Genomic DNA, 15,644 nt, shown 5'->3' with positions numbered 1-15,644 from the left:
GTGACCACCAATCTCGCGGCAAAACTGTCCGAAGAGCAACTGCGCTCGCTCGCCGAGCAGGGCGCGGCAGAACTCGGCCCCGACGCGTCCGCGGCCGACCTGATCGCCTGGACCGACCGCACTTTCGGCAACGGCTACATCGTCGCCTCGAACATGCAGGACGGCGCGCTGGTCCACCTGGCCGCGCAGACCCGACCCGGTGTGGACGTGCTGTTCCTCGACACCGGCTACCACTTCGCCGAGACCATCGGCACCCGGGACGCGGTCGAGGCCGTGTACGGGGTGAACGTGGTCAACGTGCGCCCGGAGGCCGACGTCGCCGAGCAGGACCGACTGCTGGGCAAGGACCTGTTCGCCCGGGACGCCGCCGAATGCTGCCGGCTGCGCAAGGTCGTCCCGCTGAAGAAGTCGCTGAGCGGCTACAACGCGTGGATCACCGGCATCCGCCGCGTCGAGGCGCCCACCCGCGCCAACGCCCCACTGATCTCATTCGACGAAGGCTTCGGACTGGTGAAGATCAACCCGATCGCACCGTGGTCCGACGACGAGATGGCCGCCTACATCGAGGCCAACGGCATCCTCGTCAATCCCCTGGTGGAGGAGGGTTACCCGTCCATCGGCTGCGCACCGTGCACGCGCAAGCCCGAGCCGGGATCCGATCCGCGCAGCGGCCGTTGGGCCGGTATAGCCAAGACCGAGTGCGGATTGCACCAAGCATGACCATCACCACCACTGGGAGTGAGCCTGTGAGTACCGACACCACCGAACGCGACCTCGGGCTGACCGAGTTCGACACCCTCGCGGCGCTGGAATCCGAGGCGATCCACATCTTCCGTGAGGTCGCGGGCGAGTTCGAGCGTCCCGTGATCCTGTTCTCCGGCGGCAAGGACTCCACTGTCCTGTTGCACCTGGCGCTCAAGGCCTTCTGGCCCGCGCCGCTGCCGTTCACGTTGCTGCACGTCGACACCGGACACAACCTCGACGAGGTACTCGAGTTCCGCGACAAGGTGGTCGAGCGCTACGGCCTTCGCCTGCACGTCGCCTCGGTCGAGGAGTACCTGGCCGACGGCCGCCTGACCGAGCGCCCCGACGGCATCCGCAACCCGCTGCAGACCGTTCCGCTGCTCGATGCCATCACCGAGAACCGCTTCGACGCGGTCTTCGGCGGTGGCCGCCGCGACGAGGAGCGTTCGCGCGCCAAGGAGCGGATCTTCTCGCTGCGCAACGCGTTCGGCCAGTGGGATCCGAAGCGTCAGCGCCCCGAGCTGTGGAACCTCTACAACGGCAAGCACGCTCCGGGTGAGCACGTACGCGTGTTCCCGCTGAGCAACTGGACCGAGCTCGACATCTGGCGCTACATCGCCCGCGAGGACATCGATCTGGCGTCGATCTACTACGCGCACGAGCGTCCGGTGTACTCCCGCGACGGCATGTGGATGACGCCCGGCGTCTGGGGCGGCCCGAACGAGAACGAGGTGCTGGAAACCCGTTCGGTGCGCTACCGCACCGTCGGCGACGGTTCCACCACCGGCGCCATCATCTCCGATGCCGCCGACAACCAGGCCATCCTGGCCGAGGTCGCGGCGTCACGACTGACCGAACGCGGTGCCACCCGTGGCGACGATCGCGTCTCCGAAGCCGCCATGGAAGACCGCAAGCGAGAGGGTTATTTCTGATGTCCGACCTATTGAGGCTGGCCACCGCCGGTTCTGTCGACGACGGCAAGTCAACACTGGTCGGACGGCTGCTCTACGACACCAAGTCCGTGCTGGCCGATCAGATCGACGCCGTCACCCGCGCCTCGGTCGACCGTGGGCTGTCCACACCGGACCTGTCGCTGCTCGTCGACGGCCTGCGTGCCGAGCGTGAGCAGGGCATCACCATCGATGTGGCGTACCGCTACTTCGCCACGCCCAAGCGGTCTTTCGTGCTCGCCGATACGCCGGGGCACGTGCAGTACACCCGCAACACGGTCTCGGGTGCGTCCACCGCGCAGCTGGTGATCCTGCTGACCGACGCGCGCAAGGGTGTCATCGAGCAGACCCGTCGGCATGCGGCCGTGCTGGCGCTGCTCGGCGTGCCGCGCCTGGTGCTCGCCGTGAACAAGATCGACCTCGTCGACAACCCGGCCGAGGTGTTCGCCGAGATCTCCGCCGAGTTCAACGAGCTCACCTCGAAGCTGGGTTGGGCCACCGAAGACGTCATCGAGATCCCGGTCTCGGCGCTGCACGGCGACAATATCGCCAGTCGCTCGGAGAACACCCCGTACTACACCGGTCCCTCGCTGATCGAGCATCTGGAATCCGTTCCGGTGGACGCTGATTCGACCGGCACGCACGCACTGGGCCTGCGTTTCCCCGTGCAGTACGTGATTCGTCCGCGCACCGCCGAATACCCCGATTACCGGGGTTACGCGGGTCAGATCGCGGCCGGTTCGGTGTCGCCCGGCGACGAGATCGTGGTGCTGCCCTCGGGCAAGAAGACCACCGTCGAGCGCATCGACACCCCCGACGGTGAGCTGGCCGTCGCGCAGGTCGGGCGCAGCGTGACGCTGATCCTGGCCGATGAGGTCGACATCTCACGCGGCGACATCATCGCCTCGGTGCACGACGCGCCGGAGTCGATCGACGCCTTCGACGCGACCGTGTGCTGGCTCGGCGACAAGGGTCTGCGTCCCGGTGCTCGACTGCTGCTCAAGCACGGAGCCAAGACCACCCAGGCCATCGTCGGCGCGCTCGTGGAGCGCTTCGACGAGCAGACGCTGACCGCCCAGCCGAGCCCGGAATCGTTGGAGCTCAACGATATCGGTCGCGTCTCGTTGCGGCTGGCCGAGCCGATCCCGGCCGACGACTACCGCACCAACCGGCACACCGGATCGTTCCTGCTGATCGACCCCGCCGGTGGCAACACCCTCGCGGCCGGCCTGGTCGGCGACGTGCTGGCCTCGGTCGAGGTCGGTACCGCGGTCTGATGTATCGCCTGCCCGCCCTGCCGCGTGGTGCCGTTGCGGTGCCGCGCGGCGGTGGCGGGCCCGCGTTGATCGCGGTCGCCCACGGCAGCCGCGATCCACGTTCGGCGGCGACCATGGCCGGCGTAGTCGCCGAAGTGGCCGCCGCCCGCCCCGACACCCCCGTCCGGCTGGCTTTCCTCGATCTCAGCGCACCCTCGGTGGACGACGTGGTCGACGACCTCGCCGCGCGGGGCCACACCGACGTGATCGTCGTTCCCCTGCTGCTCGGCCACGCTTTTCACGCTCGTATCGACCTCCCAGCCCTGCTGGTCGACGCCACCCGCCGCCATCCCCGGATACGACTCGTCCAAGCCGCGGTCCTCGGCCCCGATCCCCTGCTCATCTCCGCGCTGGTCGACCGGGTCGCAACCGCGTGCCGTCTCCCCGGACTCGCCGCCGGGCCGGCTTCCCCCTCGACGCCACCAGTGGGCGTCGCCTCATCGACACCGACGGGCGTCACCGCGACGGCTTCCCACACGCCGGACAGTCGTATCCCGGCGAGTTCTCGACCCGAGTCGCCGGCTGAGTACCTCCGCCGGCCGGCGACAGCAGCACCTTCCGGTCTCGCGCCGCTGAGCATGCTGACACCTGCGACTGGATCGTCGGCCGGGCCCGCCCTGGGGATCGCCGTCGCCGCAGTCGGCTCCCGCGATGGCGCGGCCAACCGGCGGACCGCCGTGGTGGCGCGGCGATTGGCGACCGTGACCGGTTGCCCCACCGAAATGTGCTTCGCGACAGTCGAACCCGGTATCGAGCGGGCCGTGGTTCAACTGCGCGCACGCGGAGCCGAACGCATCGTGGTCGCGCCGTGGTTCTTGGCGCCGGGGCTGCTGACCGATCGGCTTGTCGCCGCCGCGCCCGAGGTTGTCCACGCCGCCGTTATCGGGGCGCACTCCGCGCTGGTCGACGTGATCTGGGCACGGTACGACAACGCCGTCGCTACCGATCTCGAACTCTCCGCCTGATTCCAGCGTTCTGGGCCGCGAGGTCTCAGTCCGAACGACGCAATTCTCACGAGCTTGCCCGGTGGCGCATCTCACGCGCCGACACCTCTGTATTAGATACCCCCCTGGGGTATATATTGGTCTCACACGCACAGCGAGCCGAGAGGTGAAAACAATGACCGCCAACGCACACATCGGACACTCCGCTACCGCCGCCGAGCCCGAACACGACGGACGCAGCGGACCCGACGACGCGCACGCGGGCCACACCGGACACGGTGGCGCCCCTACGGGACACGCGGCCGGGCACGGTGCGGATTTGCCCGGGGGACTGCGGATTACGCAGGACGGGTACACGCTCGACCTCGACACCGCGATCGCCGAACCGGGCAGGATCGACTTCCGGTTCCGGATTCTCGGGCCGGACGGGGCGGCGGTGACCGAGTTCGACGCGATTCATGATCGGGAACTGCATTTGATCGTGGCGCGACGGGAGTTGACCGGGTTCTGGCATGTGCATCCACAGCGGGAAGCCGACGGCACCTGGGCGATCCGGTTGGACCTTCCCGAGGCCGGCGCTTACCGGGTATTCACCGATATCGCGCCGCGGGCGCTCGGCCGGACGATCACGCTCGGTGCCGATCTGGCAGTCGCGGGACACTACTCCCCGCAACCGGTTCCAGCGGTTGCCCGTACCGCCGAGGTGGACGGCTACGAGGTGACCGTTGCGGGCGATCTGCGCGCCGAGGGCGGCCTGCTGACCCTCAGCGTCCGCAAGGACGGCGAGCCGGTGACAGACCTACAGCCCTACCTTGCCGCGTTCGGCCATCTCGTAATCCTGCGCGCAGGCGACCTCGCCTACGTCCACGTCCACCCCAGCGGCGAACCCGGTGACGGAGTCACTCCCGCCGGCCCCGAGATCACCTTTCACGCGGCCGCACCGGGGCCGGGCACCTACCGCCTGTTCCTGGACTTCCGACACGACGACGTCGTCCGCACCGCCGCCTTCACTGTTGCGCCACTGCGCGCCTTCGAGCCGGGCTCAGGTGCCACACCGGCAGCGTCGGCGGCCGACGATGTAGCGCGGGGCAGGTGAGTTGCCCATGTGCTCCGGAGATCACAGCCACTGACGCGGGCGAGGTTCTCGCCGCGTCGGATCCGAACACGCCCGCCGACACGTCCGGCTAGGCTCCGTCCGGCCCGGCCTCGTCCGGCGCGGCCGACAGCAGGCGGTTCGCGATCGTGCGCGCCGCGTCGACGCGAGCCGAATCACCGGTCTGGCGAGCGATATTGGCGGCGCTCACGATCGCATCGAGTTCGAAGACGAGCAGATCGGGGTCGAGGTCGACGAGTTCGCCCATCGCCTGAGCCTTGCGAACCTCGCCGGCCAGAAAGGCCAGCCAGTCGTCGTGGTCGGCCACGACGGCATCGCGGACAGCGCCCGGCTTGCTGCTGAATTCGGTGAGGGTCGCCACCCGGAAGCACCCACCGGGGAACGGCGGGTTGTCGATATGGGCGAACCAGCGGTCGATCAGGTCGCGAACCCGGGCGGCGCCGCGCGGGGTGCCGAGGCCCTTGGCGACGACGCGCTCGATGAAGATCTCGCGGGCCGCCTGGACGGCGGCGAGCTGCAAGGCCTCTTTGGTGCCGAACAGGGTGGCGATGCCACTTTTGCTGATGCCGAGGTCGGTGGCGAGTCGGCCGATACTGAGACCTTCGAGTCCTTCGACGGAGGCGAGTTCGGCGGCACGACGGGCGATGGTGGCGCGAGCGCGGGCACCCTTGGCCAACCGCTGGTCGCTCGGTTCCGTCAACTGGGTCATGGGAATCATTGTTCCACCGCGGGGTTGCGAAGGCGAACGATCGGTCGTACTTTTATTTACGAACGATCGTACGTTCTTATTTCGTCTCCTCGAAGGACTCCGCATGACCGACGTGTCAGCTCGGCCCGAAGATCCGCTCAGTACAGCGCCTCCCGACTCCGGCGCCGCAGGCCGCACCCTCGCCGTGGCCGCAGGCGCGGCATTCATCGCCTTTCTCGACCTCTCCGTTGTCAATATCGCGTTCCCGACGATCGCGCTGAGCTATCCCGGCACCACCACCGGCACGCTCACCTGGATCGTCAGCGGTTACGCGATCGCGTTCGCGGCACTGCTCACCCCGGCCGGGCGGATCGCCGACGCACTGGGCCGCCGGCGCCTGTTCGCCCTGGCATTGGCCGGCTTTGCCGTCACCTCCCTGCTGTGCGGGCTCGCGCCCGGCGCGAACTGGCTCATCGCGGGGCGGGTCCTACAGGGCATCGCGGCGGCATTCATGGTCCCCGCCGCGCTCGGGCTGGTGCTGGCAGCCACGCCACGGGCAAAGATCGGTGCCGCCATCGGCGCTTGGTCGGCGGCCGGTGGGTTCGCGGCGCTGGTCGGCCCGGCGCTAGGTGGTGCGCTGGTCGAGACGTTCGGCTGGCGTGCGGTATTCCTGATCAATGTGCCGATCGCGTTGGCACTGATCGTGCCGGGACTGCGGCTGCCCGGCAGCGACAAGGCCGCACCCGATACGACGCTGCCCGATCCGCTCGGCACGCTCGCCATCGCGATCGGTCTCGGCGCGCTCGTCGCCGCCGTTACCGAAGGTCAGTCGTGGGGTTGGACCGCGCCCGGCACGCTCATCGCCCTGATCGGTGGTATCGCGCTGACGGTGTTCGCGCTGCTTCGCTCACGTCGGCACCCAAACCCCGCGGTCGCTGTGCTGTTGTGGCGTGACCGGCAATTCGCGCTCGCGAACGCGGGTTCGTTCCTGTTCGGCGCCTCGATGTTCGCGTGGTTGCTGGCCGGGCCGCTGTTCCTGAATGCGATCTGGGGCTATTCGGTACTCGGGTCGGCGGCAGCGATGACCGTCGGCGCGGTGGCATCGATGGTGACCGCGGTTGTCACCGGGCGGATTACGACCCCACGCGGTCGGCGCTGGGTGGGGGTGCTCGGCGCCCTGATGTCCACGGCCGCGACGGCCTGGATGAGCACCGATGCCTTCGGACCCGAACCCGCGCTGTGGACCGCGTGGATTCCGGCCGGTGTGCTCGGCGGCGGTGGGATCGGCATCGTCGTCACAGTGCTCGGCACAGCGGCGGCGAGTTCGGTACCGCCGCAACAGTTCGCGGCGGGCATCGGGATGAACCTCACCGCACGCCAAGTGGGTGGAGCGCTCGGCATCGCCCTCCTGGCCGCGATCTTCTCGGCGACATCCGACGACGCCCTTCGTGGTTTTCACATCCTGTTCGCCGTATGCGCGGCGATCAACCTCGCCGTCGCTCTGCTGCTCGCATTGCCGTTGCGGCCCGACTCGACCGACTGAACCCAGGAGCTCAACAATGACTTTCAGCACACCACTGTCCATGGAATTCGCTGCCGAAGCCGACGATCCGCTGGTACTGCCGCCGGAGCAGACCACCGCGCTGCTCGCAGGAGCGCCGTGGCAGCGTTTCGCGGTGCTCGGTGATTCCATCGCCGCAGGCACCGGCGATCCGAGCCCCGGGTACGCCCCGACCGGCTGGGCCGATCGGGTCGCGGCGAATCTCACCACGGTGAATCCCACTCTGGCCTACCGCAACACGGGTCGAATCGGTGCGACCAGCCAGCAGGTCATCGATCGGCAGCTGTCCGAAATCCTCGAGTTCGCGCCGGACCTCGTGCACGTCAGTTGCGGCGGCAACGATCTGTTCACGGCGGGCGGTGATGTGGACCGGCTGCACGAGAATCTGTCGACGATCCTCACCGCGCTGTCCGCCACCGGGGCGCAGTTGTCGATTTTCACGATGGCCGATGTGTGGGGCGTCGAGCGGATGGCGCCGATGCGAGCCATGCGGCCACGGATGATCGCGCTCAACGAGGTGCTGCGGGCGGTGGCCACCGAGTTCGACGCGGTGCTCACCGAGCTCTGGGATCACCCGCTGCAATCGCGACCCGAATTGATGAGCGCCGACCTCATCCACTTCACCACGAGTGGGCAGGCAGTGCTGGCCAGTGCGGTCGTGCGGTCACTGGCCTCGCGGATCGGCCAGTCGTAGCGGACCGCACTCACCTGTTGTCGCGCACCAGTTGAGTGCCGAGTGCCACCAGTTCGGATCTGACCTCGGCGGGTCCGGTGACCTCTACGTCGCCACCCCATCCCGCGAGTTGCCGGGCGAGCATCTTCGCGGTGTCGGCGGTGATCCGGGCCCGTATCCGCCCGTCCGTGGCCGGGCCGAGCAGAGTGCAGTTGCGGCCCTGCTGGTCGGCCAGGACGGGCGCGAGATCGGTGGAAACGAGGACCGTCGCGGCGACGGCGGCGCGACGGTCCTCCATCCGCTCGACAATCCGAGACCACTCCGCTTGGAGATCGAAATCGGTTGGCCGGTGAGCTGTTTCGTCGAGAGTGACGACGCCGACGACGCGGTCCAGCCGGAAGGTTCGCTGCCCGCTGTCGGTGCCCGCGACGAGATACCAGACCGTTTCCTTCTCGACCAGCCCCCATGGATCGACCGTGCGGACCGTGCGCTCACCCTTGCTCAGATAGTCGATGCGTACGCGACGGCGATCCACCACCGCGCGCTGCACCGTTTCGAGCACCGCGGGCGCTTGCGGATCCGGGCGCCCCCATCGGGCCGGATCTACGACAACGGCGTCGGCCGCGGCGGCCGCATCCGCGCGGAAAGTATGCGGTAGGGCCCGAACCAACTTGCGGAGAGCCGATTTCAGTTCTGGGGCGGCCTGGGCCGCGGGGCCCGCGAGCAAGAACAGCGCCCTGGTCTCCCCCGCGGTCAGCCCGGACAGATCCGTTCGCGCGCCGCCGATCAACGACCAGCCGCCCCCGCGACCCGACTGCGGGTAGACCGGGATACCGGCGGACGACAATGCTTCCAAGTCACGCCGTGCGGTCGCCACCGATACTTCCAGTTCGGCGGCGACCTGGGCGGCGGTCACCCGCCCACGGGCCTGCATCAACAGCAGGGTGGCTACCAATCTGTCGGCTCGCATACTCGGTGATTCTGCCGAACAAAGTGCTCATTCGGTGAGCACTTTGGCTGGCAAGGTCGTTGACACAGCGAAACGACGATCGAAGGAGCAGACATGCTGCGCGGAATGGCGACCACCACCTACTACGCCGACGACCTCACCGCCGCCAAGGACTGGTACAGCGAGTTCCTCGGCATCGCACCGTATTACGAGGTCCCCGGCGGGTACTACGAGTTCCGCCTCGGGCCGATGCAAGCTGAGCTGGGAATCATCAACCGCGCGTACGCACCGGCGGGCGCACACAACGCGCCGGGCGGAGGCGGAGTGGTGTTCTGGCAGGTCGACGACCTCGCTGCCACGCTCGCTCGATTGCTCGAACTGGGCGCCACCGAGTACGAGCCGATCACCGAGCGCGGGGAGGCCACCGGGTTCGTGACCGCGGCGGTGCTCGATCCGTTCGGCAATGTGCTCGGAATCATGGCGAATCCGCACTATGTGGCGATGACCGCGCCGATGTCGGCCTAGCCGTGCGGTAGCAGTGCTCATCCGGTCGGCCGGGCCCACGCACAGCGATAATCGAGTCGATGCGTCGGCTTCGGCGAATACCCGCTCCACCCGCGTGCAATGCCCTGGCATCCGGCGAGTTCGAGGTCGGCCCCGGCGACGACGTCGGCACTCAGGCGAACCAGCGCTCGAGGACGGTGGCTACCCCGTCCTCGCTGACGTCGCCGGTCACTTCGTCGGCCAGGGCGAGCACCGCGGCGGGCGAGCCGGCCATCGCTACCGAATGCGCTGCCCAGCGCAACATCTCACGGTCGTTGAAGCCGTCGCCGATGGCCAAGGTCGCCTCGGCCTCGACGCCGAGGAGCTGCCGAAGTTGTTCCAGCGCCCAACCTTTGGAGACGCCACGGCGCGAGACGGTGAGCCACGGGCCGTACTCGCCGTGGACCCAGGAGGCGTCGGGAACCTCGAAGGTTTGTAACATTCGCAGCATTTCGTCGGGGCTGCCGTCGGGCCACCAGCCGTTGAGGCGCGGCGTCGGCACACTGCTCAGCTGGCGATAGTCGACGAGCTGGAAGTCGCCGATCGAGAACTCCCCGGGTCCGTGCCCGGTCGCCCAGGTACCGATGCCCACGCGTTCGGCGGCGAAGACCATGTCGGGGAACAGCGTGCGCAGCGCGAGCACCGCCGGTCCCGGATCGAACGACTGGACCGCAACCGGTTCGCCGCGTGCCACATCGATGTGCACAGCACCGTTGGAGCACAGGGCATGCCCCTCGGCGAGCCCGAGCTCGCTCAGCACCGGACGCGTGGTGAGCAGGGTGCGCCCGGTGGTGACCACCACATGCGCCCCCGCCGACACCGCCGCCCGCACCACTGTTCCCACCCGTGCGCTGATCTCGAACCCCGTTGCCAGCAGAGTTCCGTCCACATCGAGCGCGATCAGCTTCGGCGCTCCCCCGACTAAAGCCACCGCCCCATTGTGCCCGCACCCGACGGCACTCACTCGTGTTTCACCGCCGTCGGGCTACGCAGCTGGGCGCACAAGATCAACTCGAGAAGGTAGGCCGCCGGGAGCAACCGAACCTATCGGGCAGGGCTGAGACGGCCACGCATCACAATCAACGTTCCGAAGGGAACGATCTGCGCCCGCCCTGTGCGGTATGTCGAACCGTTCTGTCCGCGAGCCTGTTCCGCCGCGAAATCCTGATCGCGTTGCGGATCGGTCAGCGGCGAGAGCCGCCACCACCGCCACCGCCACCGCCACCGCCACCGCCACCGCCACCGCCTGAGGATGCTCCACCCGGGCCGCCAGAGGATGTGCCACCGCCCGAAGACGCTCCGCCCGAGGAGGCGCCGCCGGAGGACGCACCGCCTCCTGATGCGCCGCTGTCCGATCCGCCAGAGGACCTGCCACCGCCCGAAGACGCTCCGCCCGAGGAGGTTCCGCCGCCCGAGGTGCTTCCACCCGAAGCTCCGCCACCACCACCGGAGGCACCACTGTCGGATCCACCGCTGGACGCACCACCGCCGCTACCGCCGCCGGAGGCACCCCCTCCACCACCGCTCGAAGCGCCGCCGGACGCTCCACCCCCGCTACCGCCGCCCGAAGTACCACCACCGGAAGCGCCACCACCACCGCCACCACCAGAGGCACCACCGCCGGAAGCACCGCCACCGCCGCCAGAGGCACCACCGCTACCGCCAGTCGAGGTACCGCCACCGGACGCGCCGCCGTCTGCCGAGCCACCGGAAGTATCCGAGCCACCGGCGGTTCCACCGCCGGTCGAGCCGCCTGTCGCGCCACCGTCGGTGGTGCCGCCGGCCGGAGTGCCTCCCGAGCCGAGTCCGCCCGACCCTCCGGTCGAAACACCCGAATCCGAAGGTGCTGTGCCAGAGGTACTTCCATCGGCAGGTGCCGATCCCCCGGTGTCGCCGGAGGCGCCGCCGGTGCTCGGTGCCGAGGTCCCGTCGGCGGGAGCAGTGCCACCGGTGGGCGCGGAGTCGCCGTCCGTCGGCGTGGTGCCCGGCGCAGGAACATTGCCGGAGCCCGGTGCGCCGGGTTCGGTCGGGGTATTCGGCGCTTCGGGAGTTCCGGGGGTCGAGATCGGGCCTCCCTGGGGCAGTTCGGGGGCGCCGGGCTCGGTCGGGGTGCTCGGGGGGTGGGCGGCCGGCTGGCCGAAGGGTAAGGGGTTGATGAAGCGGGCCGGGTCGCCGTAGGTGGTGCGGGCGAGGAACGGCGACTTGCACTCGTCGCGGATCTCGTGATGGCCGGAGCCGCCGCGGTCGCCGCCATTGCCCGAAAACCCACCGGTGCGGGGCTTCCCGCCGGGAGCCGAGGCGGGAGCGATGAAGTTCTCGTAGGCGCTGCGAGCAGCGGCCGCGCCCGCCACTCGAATGCGGCCGCTGACCGGGTCGACATCGCTGACCAGACCGGCGGCGCGGGCGGCGAGGAGATCGGCGCTCATGTCGTAGAGCAATGCTTCGGCGGGCGCGCCGAGAGCCGGAAAACGCTCGAGCACCGGCATCAGGCCGGGATCGAAGGGGCTGCCGAACACCGTCATCGCCGACATGGCGAGCGCGGAAACGACTGCCGCGCTGGAGAACACCGCGACGTGCGGCACAGCGGCACCGCTCTGCTGCTCGGGCGCGAAGGTACGAGCAGCCAAACCCGCGGCACCCGCGGCGATCACCTGGCCGGGGTCGGCGACGGTGACGAGGGGGACGCCGAGTTCGGCGAGGGTGCGGGCGACTTCGGGTGGGCGAGAGGCACCGCCGACGACCAGGATGCGCGACAGATCCGCCAACCGCAGCCCCGCCGCCGCCACGCTCTTGCTGACCAGCGGGAAGGTGTCGCGGATGTGTTCGGCGCGCAGCGCATCGATGTTCACCATGGAGGTGAGGGTCTGGGTCGCACGGCCCGACCCCGGGTGCCCGGCGTAGCGGGCGACCATCTCGCCGAGCGGCTTGCCACCGAAATCGGTGGACCGCGTGGGGGTTCCGACCATCGGATGGTGCGGCCAGTCGGGACCGACGCGCAGCACGGTGAGGTCGAGGCTGGTGGCGCCCAGGTCGTAGACGAGCACGAAGCCCGGCTCCAGTGGGCCGCGATCGATCTCGAGCCATTCCGCGGCGGCGACCGGCTCCGGCGCCAGCAGAACCTCACCGGCGCCCGCGAGGTGCAGCGCCTGGCCGAGTAACGAGACCTGTTTGTCGGTATAGACCGCCGGATAGGTCAGGACGATCCCGGCCGATGGTTCGGCCAGCTCGATCAGGCCGGTGACCACCGCGGCGATCAGGTTGGTCGCCGAGTAGAAGCGCCCACCCACCACCATCGGTTCCGGTTCGCGGGTCAGGTCCGCGAAATCCGTGATCGCCGAGGCGAATTCGTTGATCGCGCCGATGCGGGGCCTGCCCACGTCGTCGAATGTCAGTGCGGTGCGTCGTGTGCGCACCGTCGGCTTGGCCGGATCGTCGGCGACTACCGCCGAAATCGCATTGACCGCACCGATACTCAAGCCCAGACCTCTGGTCATGTTTTTGCTATCCCGTCAACGCACCGTGACCACGTCCAGCACGCGAGCGCACCATGTGGCCGCGGTCGTCTTCCAAACAGCTCGCCTAGATTAACTGGCACGTCCGCGAATTGCTGCCAGATTGATACGGAATCGGCAACCACGCGCCACCGCAATACGATTCGCGCAGGTGAGATGGTTGAAGGCTAAATATCTACCCCCCTGAACGACCTCCCTCCGATTCGCATACTCCGAGAAGCAGCTACCTGCGAGTAATCGGACAGAGCGCCCGATCAATACAATCTCAGAGTTTGTTATTCAGGCTATTGGAGCACTTACCGACCGGTAACCAATTCGTTTACTACCGGCGCGATTCAAGTAGCGGTGAATTGCATTCCGTTCATGTCGAAATACACCCACTTTTGTTGACACGTCATCGCAGTGGCCGATTCCCGGCAGCACCGCCCGAAGTGCGGCGGTTGACCGAATGCACGGAGAGAGACCGTTCGGATCTCCGAAACGTCAAGGCAAAGAAGGCACTACGCATGTCCACTCGATTCGCCCACCAGGGCGTTCTCATCGCCGCGCCGGTCCGGCATCGACAAGGCGTTCGCACTGCGAGTCGCGGCCGAAGGCCGCCGTGGTCCTCGGCTCCCGGGGGCGAGGACCACGGTGAGGCGGTTGCCGAGCAGATCAGACCAAGTCGGTGGCGCTGGAGACCGCCGCGGCGGGGGCTCGGGTCAACGCCCTGATCTCCGGCGCGGTCGAGACCCCGGCGTCCCCCGCGTCGATGGCAGCGACCCCCGAAGGCGAGGCGTCCTTCGTCACCGGGACGGCCGTTGCCGCGGATCGCGGCTTCACCGCGCAGGAGGAACGAGAAAGGCCCGCAACGTCTCCCAGTGACGATGCGGGCCTTCGGTTCTCAGTCTCAGCCGCGAGCGAACAGCCGCTTCACCGAGCGTTCCCGTGGCGCCGCGGCACCCCCGGCGACCGCCTGCGGGCGACGGGCGCGCACGAGTCGGTCGAACTCCTGCGCGTCGCGAACGGGCGCGCGCAGCTTGCCGCCGTTGAAATCTTCGGCGAGCTGCTGCACGGTTTCCTGCGCACACGACTTGTTGGTTCCGATGAAACCGGTCGGGCCGCGCTTGATCCAGCCGGTCACATACGTGCCGGGGAAGACCTCGCCACCGGGGGCGGTGAGCACCCGGCCCGCTTCGTTCGGGATCACCGCACGAGCTTCGTCGAACGGCAGATCCGCGGTCGGCACCCCTCGGTACCCGACCGAGGTGAGCACGACGCCCGCCTCGAGCAACGCGATATCACCGGTCGGCGTGGCGGCCACGCGACCTTCGGCGTCGGTGACGAGCTCGTTGCGCTCCACCCGTACCCCGGTCACCGCGTCGGTGCCGACGATCTCCACCGGCGAGGACAGGTAGCGGAACACGATGCGCTTGCGCGCACCGAACGGGCGATTCGCGACGCTGTGCAGCAGGCGAAGCTTCTGCTCGACCTTGTAGGGCAGATCGGGCGTGACCGCGGGCAGCTCGCCCTCGATCGCGATGTCGATGTCGGCGGCCAGCAGGCCGACGAACTCCGGCACGGTGAACGCCGACTCGGCCGGACCGCGACGGCCCAGGATCACGACTTCCTCGATCTTGCTCTCCCGCAACGCCTTCAACGCGTAGGGCGCGATGTCGGTGTCGGCGAGCAGGGCCGGATCGACGGTCAGGATGCGGGCGACGTCGAGGGCGACGTTGCCGTTGCCGACGATGACGACCCGCTTCTGGTTCAGATCGAACCGATCGTCGGCGTGGTCGGGATGGCCGTTGTACCAGGCCACGAAGTCGGTGGCCGAGACGTTGCCCGCCAAGCCCTCACCCGGGATGCCCAGCTTGCGATCCGAGGACGCGCCCACGGCGTAGATCACGCTGTGGAAGTGCTCGAGCAGTTCGGCATGGCTGATGTGCTTGCCGATCTCGACATCGAGGTAGGTGCCGAAATCGTCCTGCTTCGACATGATGTCGAACAGGTCGGCGACCTTCCTGGTGTGCTGGTGATCGGGTGCGACGCCGAGGCGGGCCAGACCGTAGGCCTGCGGCAGGCGGTCGAACATCGTGACCGCGACGCCTGGCTGGGTGAGCAGCTCGTCGGCGGCGTACATCGCCGAGGGGCCCGAACCCACGATGGCGACACGCAGCGGGGAGCGCTGCGTGTCGATCGCGGGCGGCATCACCGGTGCGGCCAATGTCGGCCGGTCCCGCTGCACGCGGTAGAAATCGGCGTTGATCTCGATGAACGGCTTCTGTTCGTCGGTCAGCTTCTTCGACGAGGTGATGGCATCGACGGGGCATGCGGTGGCACAGGCACCACAGTCCACGCAGGCCGCCGGATCGACGTAGAGCATCTCCGCGGTACGGAAATCCGGCTCATCCGGGGTGGGATGAATACAGTTGACCGGGCATGCGTAGACGCACGAGGCGTCACTACAGCATGACTGGGTAACGACATATGGCATATTGCTATCGTCTCAGGCGGCGTGCTTCGCGGAGCGCTTGGGCTCCGAACGGTACCGGCTCGACGGACCATCGATCCCCAGCAGCTTCCACACCTTGCGCGCGACCGGGTTCATCAAACCGATCTCCTCGGCCAACGCGCGCACGTCGACGTAGTAGTCGGCGAAGGTCCGCTT

14 protein-coding genes are annotated in these 15,644 nt (G+C 68.3%); 8 read left to right on the top strand and 6 right to left on the bottom strand.

Annotated features, from left to right (window positions below; genetic code table 11):
- The 5 genes from ACFWUR_RS14760 to ACFWUR_RS14740 all read left to right on the top strand — a co-directional run bounded on the left by ACFWUR_RS14760 (window position 1) and on the right by ACFWUR_RS14740 (window position 5,050).
- Window positions 1–720, top strand: a complete 720-nt coding sequence (locus ACFWUR_RS14760; RefSeq protein ID WP_378906933.1) for a phosphoadenylyl-sulfate reductase — start codon at window positions 1–3, stop codon at window positions 718–720.
- A complete protein-coding gene (gene cysD, locus ACFWUR_RS14755) occupies window positions 717–1,676 on the top strand; it encodes a sulfate adenylyltransferase subunit CysD (protein ID WP_378906931.1) in 960 nt (319 codons plus the stop codon). The genes ACFWUR_RS14760 and cysD overlap by 4 nt, the downstream gene beginning before the upstream one ends.
- Window positions 1,676–2,971, top strand: coding sequence for a sulfate adenylyltransferase subunit 1 (locus ACFWUR_RS14750; RefSeq protein WP_378906929.1), 1,296 nt, complete (start codon window positions 1,676–1,678; stop codon window positions 2,969–2,971). The genes cysD and ACFWUR_RS14750 overlap by 1 nt, the downstream gene beginning before the upstream one ends.
- Window positions 2,971–3,975 (top strand): CbiX/SirB N-terminal domain-containing protein, encoded by a 1,005-nt coding sequence (locus tag ACFWUR_RS14745; protein ID WP_378906927.1) that lies wholly within the window; start codon window positions 2,971–2,973, stop codon window positions 3,973–3,975. The genes ACFWUR_RS14750 and ACFWUR_RS14745 overlap by 1 nt, the downstream gene beginning before the upstream one ends.
- Window positions 3,976–4,129: 154 nt before the next feature.
- Window positions 4,130–5,050 carry a hypothetical protein gene (locus tag ACFWUR_RS14740; protein ID WP_378906925.1) on the top strand — a complete coding sequence of 307 codons (921 nt, stop codon included), beginning with the start codon at window positions 4,130–4,132 and terminating at the stop codon, window positions 5,048–5,050.
- Between the two features lie 88 nt (window positions 5,051–5,138).
- On the opposite strand, the gene ACFWUR_RS14735 is transcribed toward ACFWUR_RS14740, so the two are convergent.
- On the bottom strand, window positions 5,139–5,777 hold the full coding sequence (locus ACFWUR_RS14735) for a TetR/AcrR family transcriptional regulator (RefSeq protein ID WP_378906923.1): 639 nt from the start codon (window positions 5,775–5,777) through the stop codon (window positions 5,139–5,141).
- Between the two features lie 103 nt (window positions 5,778–5,880).
- Here ACFWUR_RS14735 and ACFWUR_RS14730 point away from each other — a divergent pair, with 103 nt between their 5' ends.
- Window positions 5,881–7,299, top strand: a complete 1,419-nt coding sequence (locus ACFWUR_RS14730) for an MFS transporter (protein WP_378906921.1) — start codon at window positions 5,881–5,883, stop codon at window positions 7,297–7,299.
- Between the two features lie 16 nt (window positions 7,300–7,315).
- Window positions 7,316–8,011, top strand: a complete 696-nt coding sequence (locus ACFWUR_RS14725) for an SGNH/GDSL hydrolase family protein (RefSeq protein WP_378906919.1) — start codon at window positions 7,316–7,318, stop codon at window positions 8,009–8,011.
- Window positions 8,012–8,021: 10 nt separating this feature from the next.
- On the opposite strand, the gene ACFWUR_RS14720 is transcribed toward ACFWUR_RS14725, so the two are convergent.
- A complete protein-coding gene (locus ACFWUR_RS14720) occupies window positions 8,022–8,960 on the bottom strand; it encodes a helix-turn-helix transcriptional regulator (RefSeq protein WP_378906917.1) in 939 nt (312 codons plus the stop codon).
- Between the two features lie 93 nt (window positions 8,961–9,053).
- Between ACFWUR_RS14720 and ACFWUR_RS14715 the strand changes: the two genes are divergently transcribed.
- On the top strand, window positions 9,054–9,464 hold the full coding sequence (locus tag ACFWUR_RS14715) for a VOC family protein (protein WP_378906915.1): 411 nt from the start codon (window positions 9,054–9,056) through the stop codon (window positions 9,462–9,464).
- Window positions 9,465–9,615: 151 nt separating this feature from the next.
- On the opposite strand, the gene ACFWUR_RS14710 is transcribed toward ACFWUR_RS14715, so the two are convergent.
- From ACFWUR_RS14710 to ACFWUR_RS14695, 4 genes are all read right to left on the bottom strand, one after another.
- Window positions 9,616–10,413 (bottom strand): HAD family hydrolase, encoded by a 798-nt coding sequence (locus ACFWUR_RS14710; RefSeq protein WP_378906914.1) that lies wholly within the window; start codon window positions 10,411–10,413, stop codon window positions 9,616–9,618.
- A gap of 253 nt (window positions 10,414–10,666) precedes the next feature.
- Complete coding sequence (locus ACFWUR_RS14705) at window positions 10,667–12,976, bottom strand: Hsp70 family protein (RefSeq protein WP_378906912.1); 2,310 nt, start codon at window positions 12,974–12,976, stop codon at window positions 10,667–10,669.
- A gap of 672 nt (window positions 12,977–13,648) precedes the next feature.
- Complete coding sequence (locus tag ACFWUR_RS14700; RefSeq protein WP_378906910.1) at window positions 13,649–13,783, bottom strand: hypothetical protein; 135 nt, start codon at window positions 13,781–13,783, stop codon at window positions 13,649–13,651.
- 100 nt (window positions 13,784–13,883) lie between these two features.
- Window positions 13,884–15,470 carry an FAD-dependent oxidoreductase gene (locus ACFWUR_RS14695; RefSeq protein ID WP_378906908.1) on the bottom strand — a complete coding sequence of 529 codons (1,587 nt, stop codon included), beginning with the start codon at window positions 15,468–15,470 and terminating at the stop codon, window positions 13,884–13,886.
- Window positions 15,471–15,644 lie beyond the last annotated feature (174 nt).

The sequence above is a fragment of the Nocardia sp. NPDC058633 genome, from assembly GCF_042717045.1.
GTDB lineage: Bacteria > Actinomycetota > Actinomycetes > Mycobacteriales > Mycobacteriaceae > Nocardia.
The sequence above is the reverse complement of the archived record's forward strand: the minus strand, read 5'-3'. Positions and strand labels throughout refer to the sequence as shown.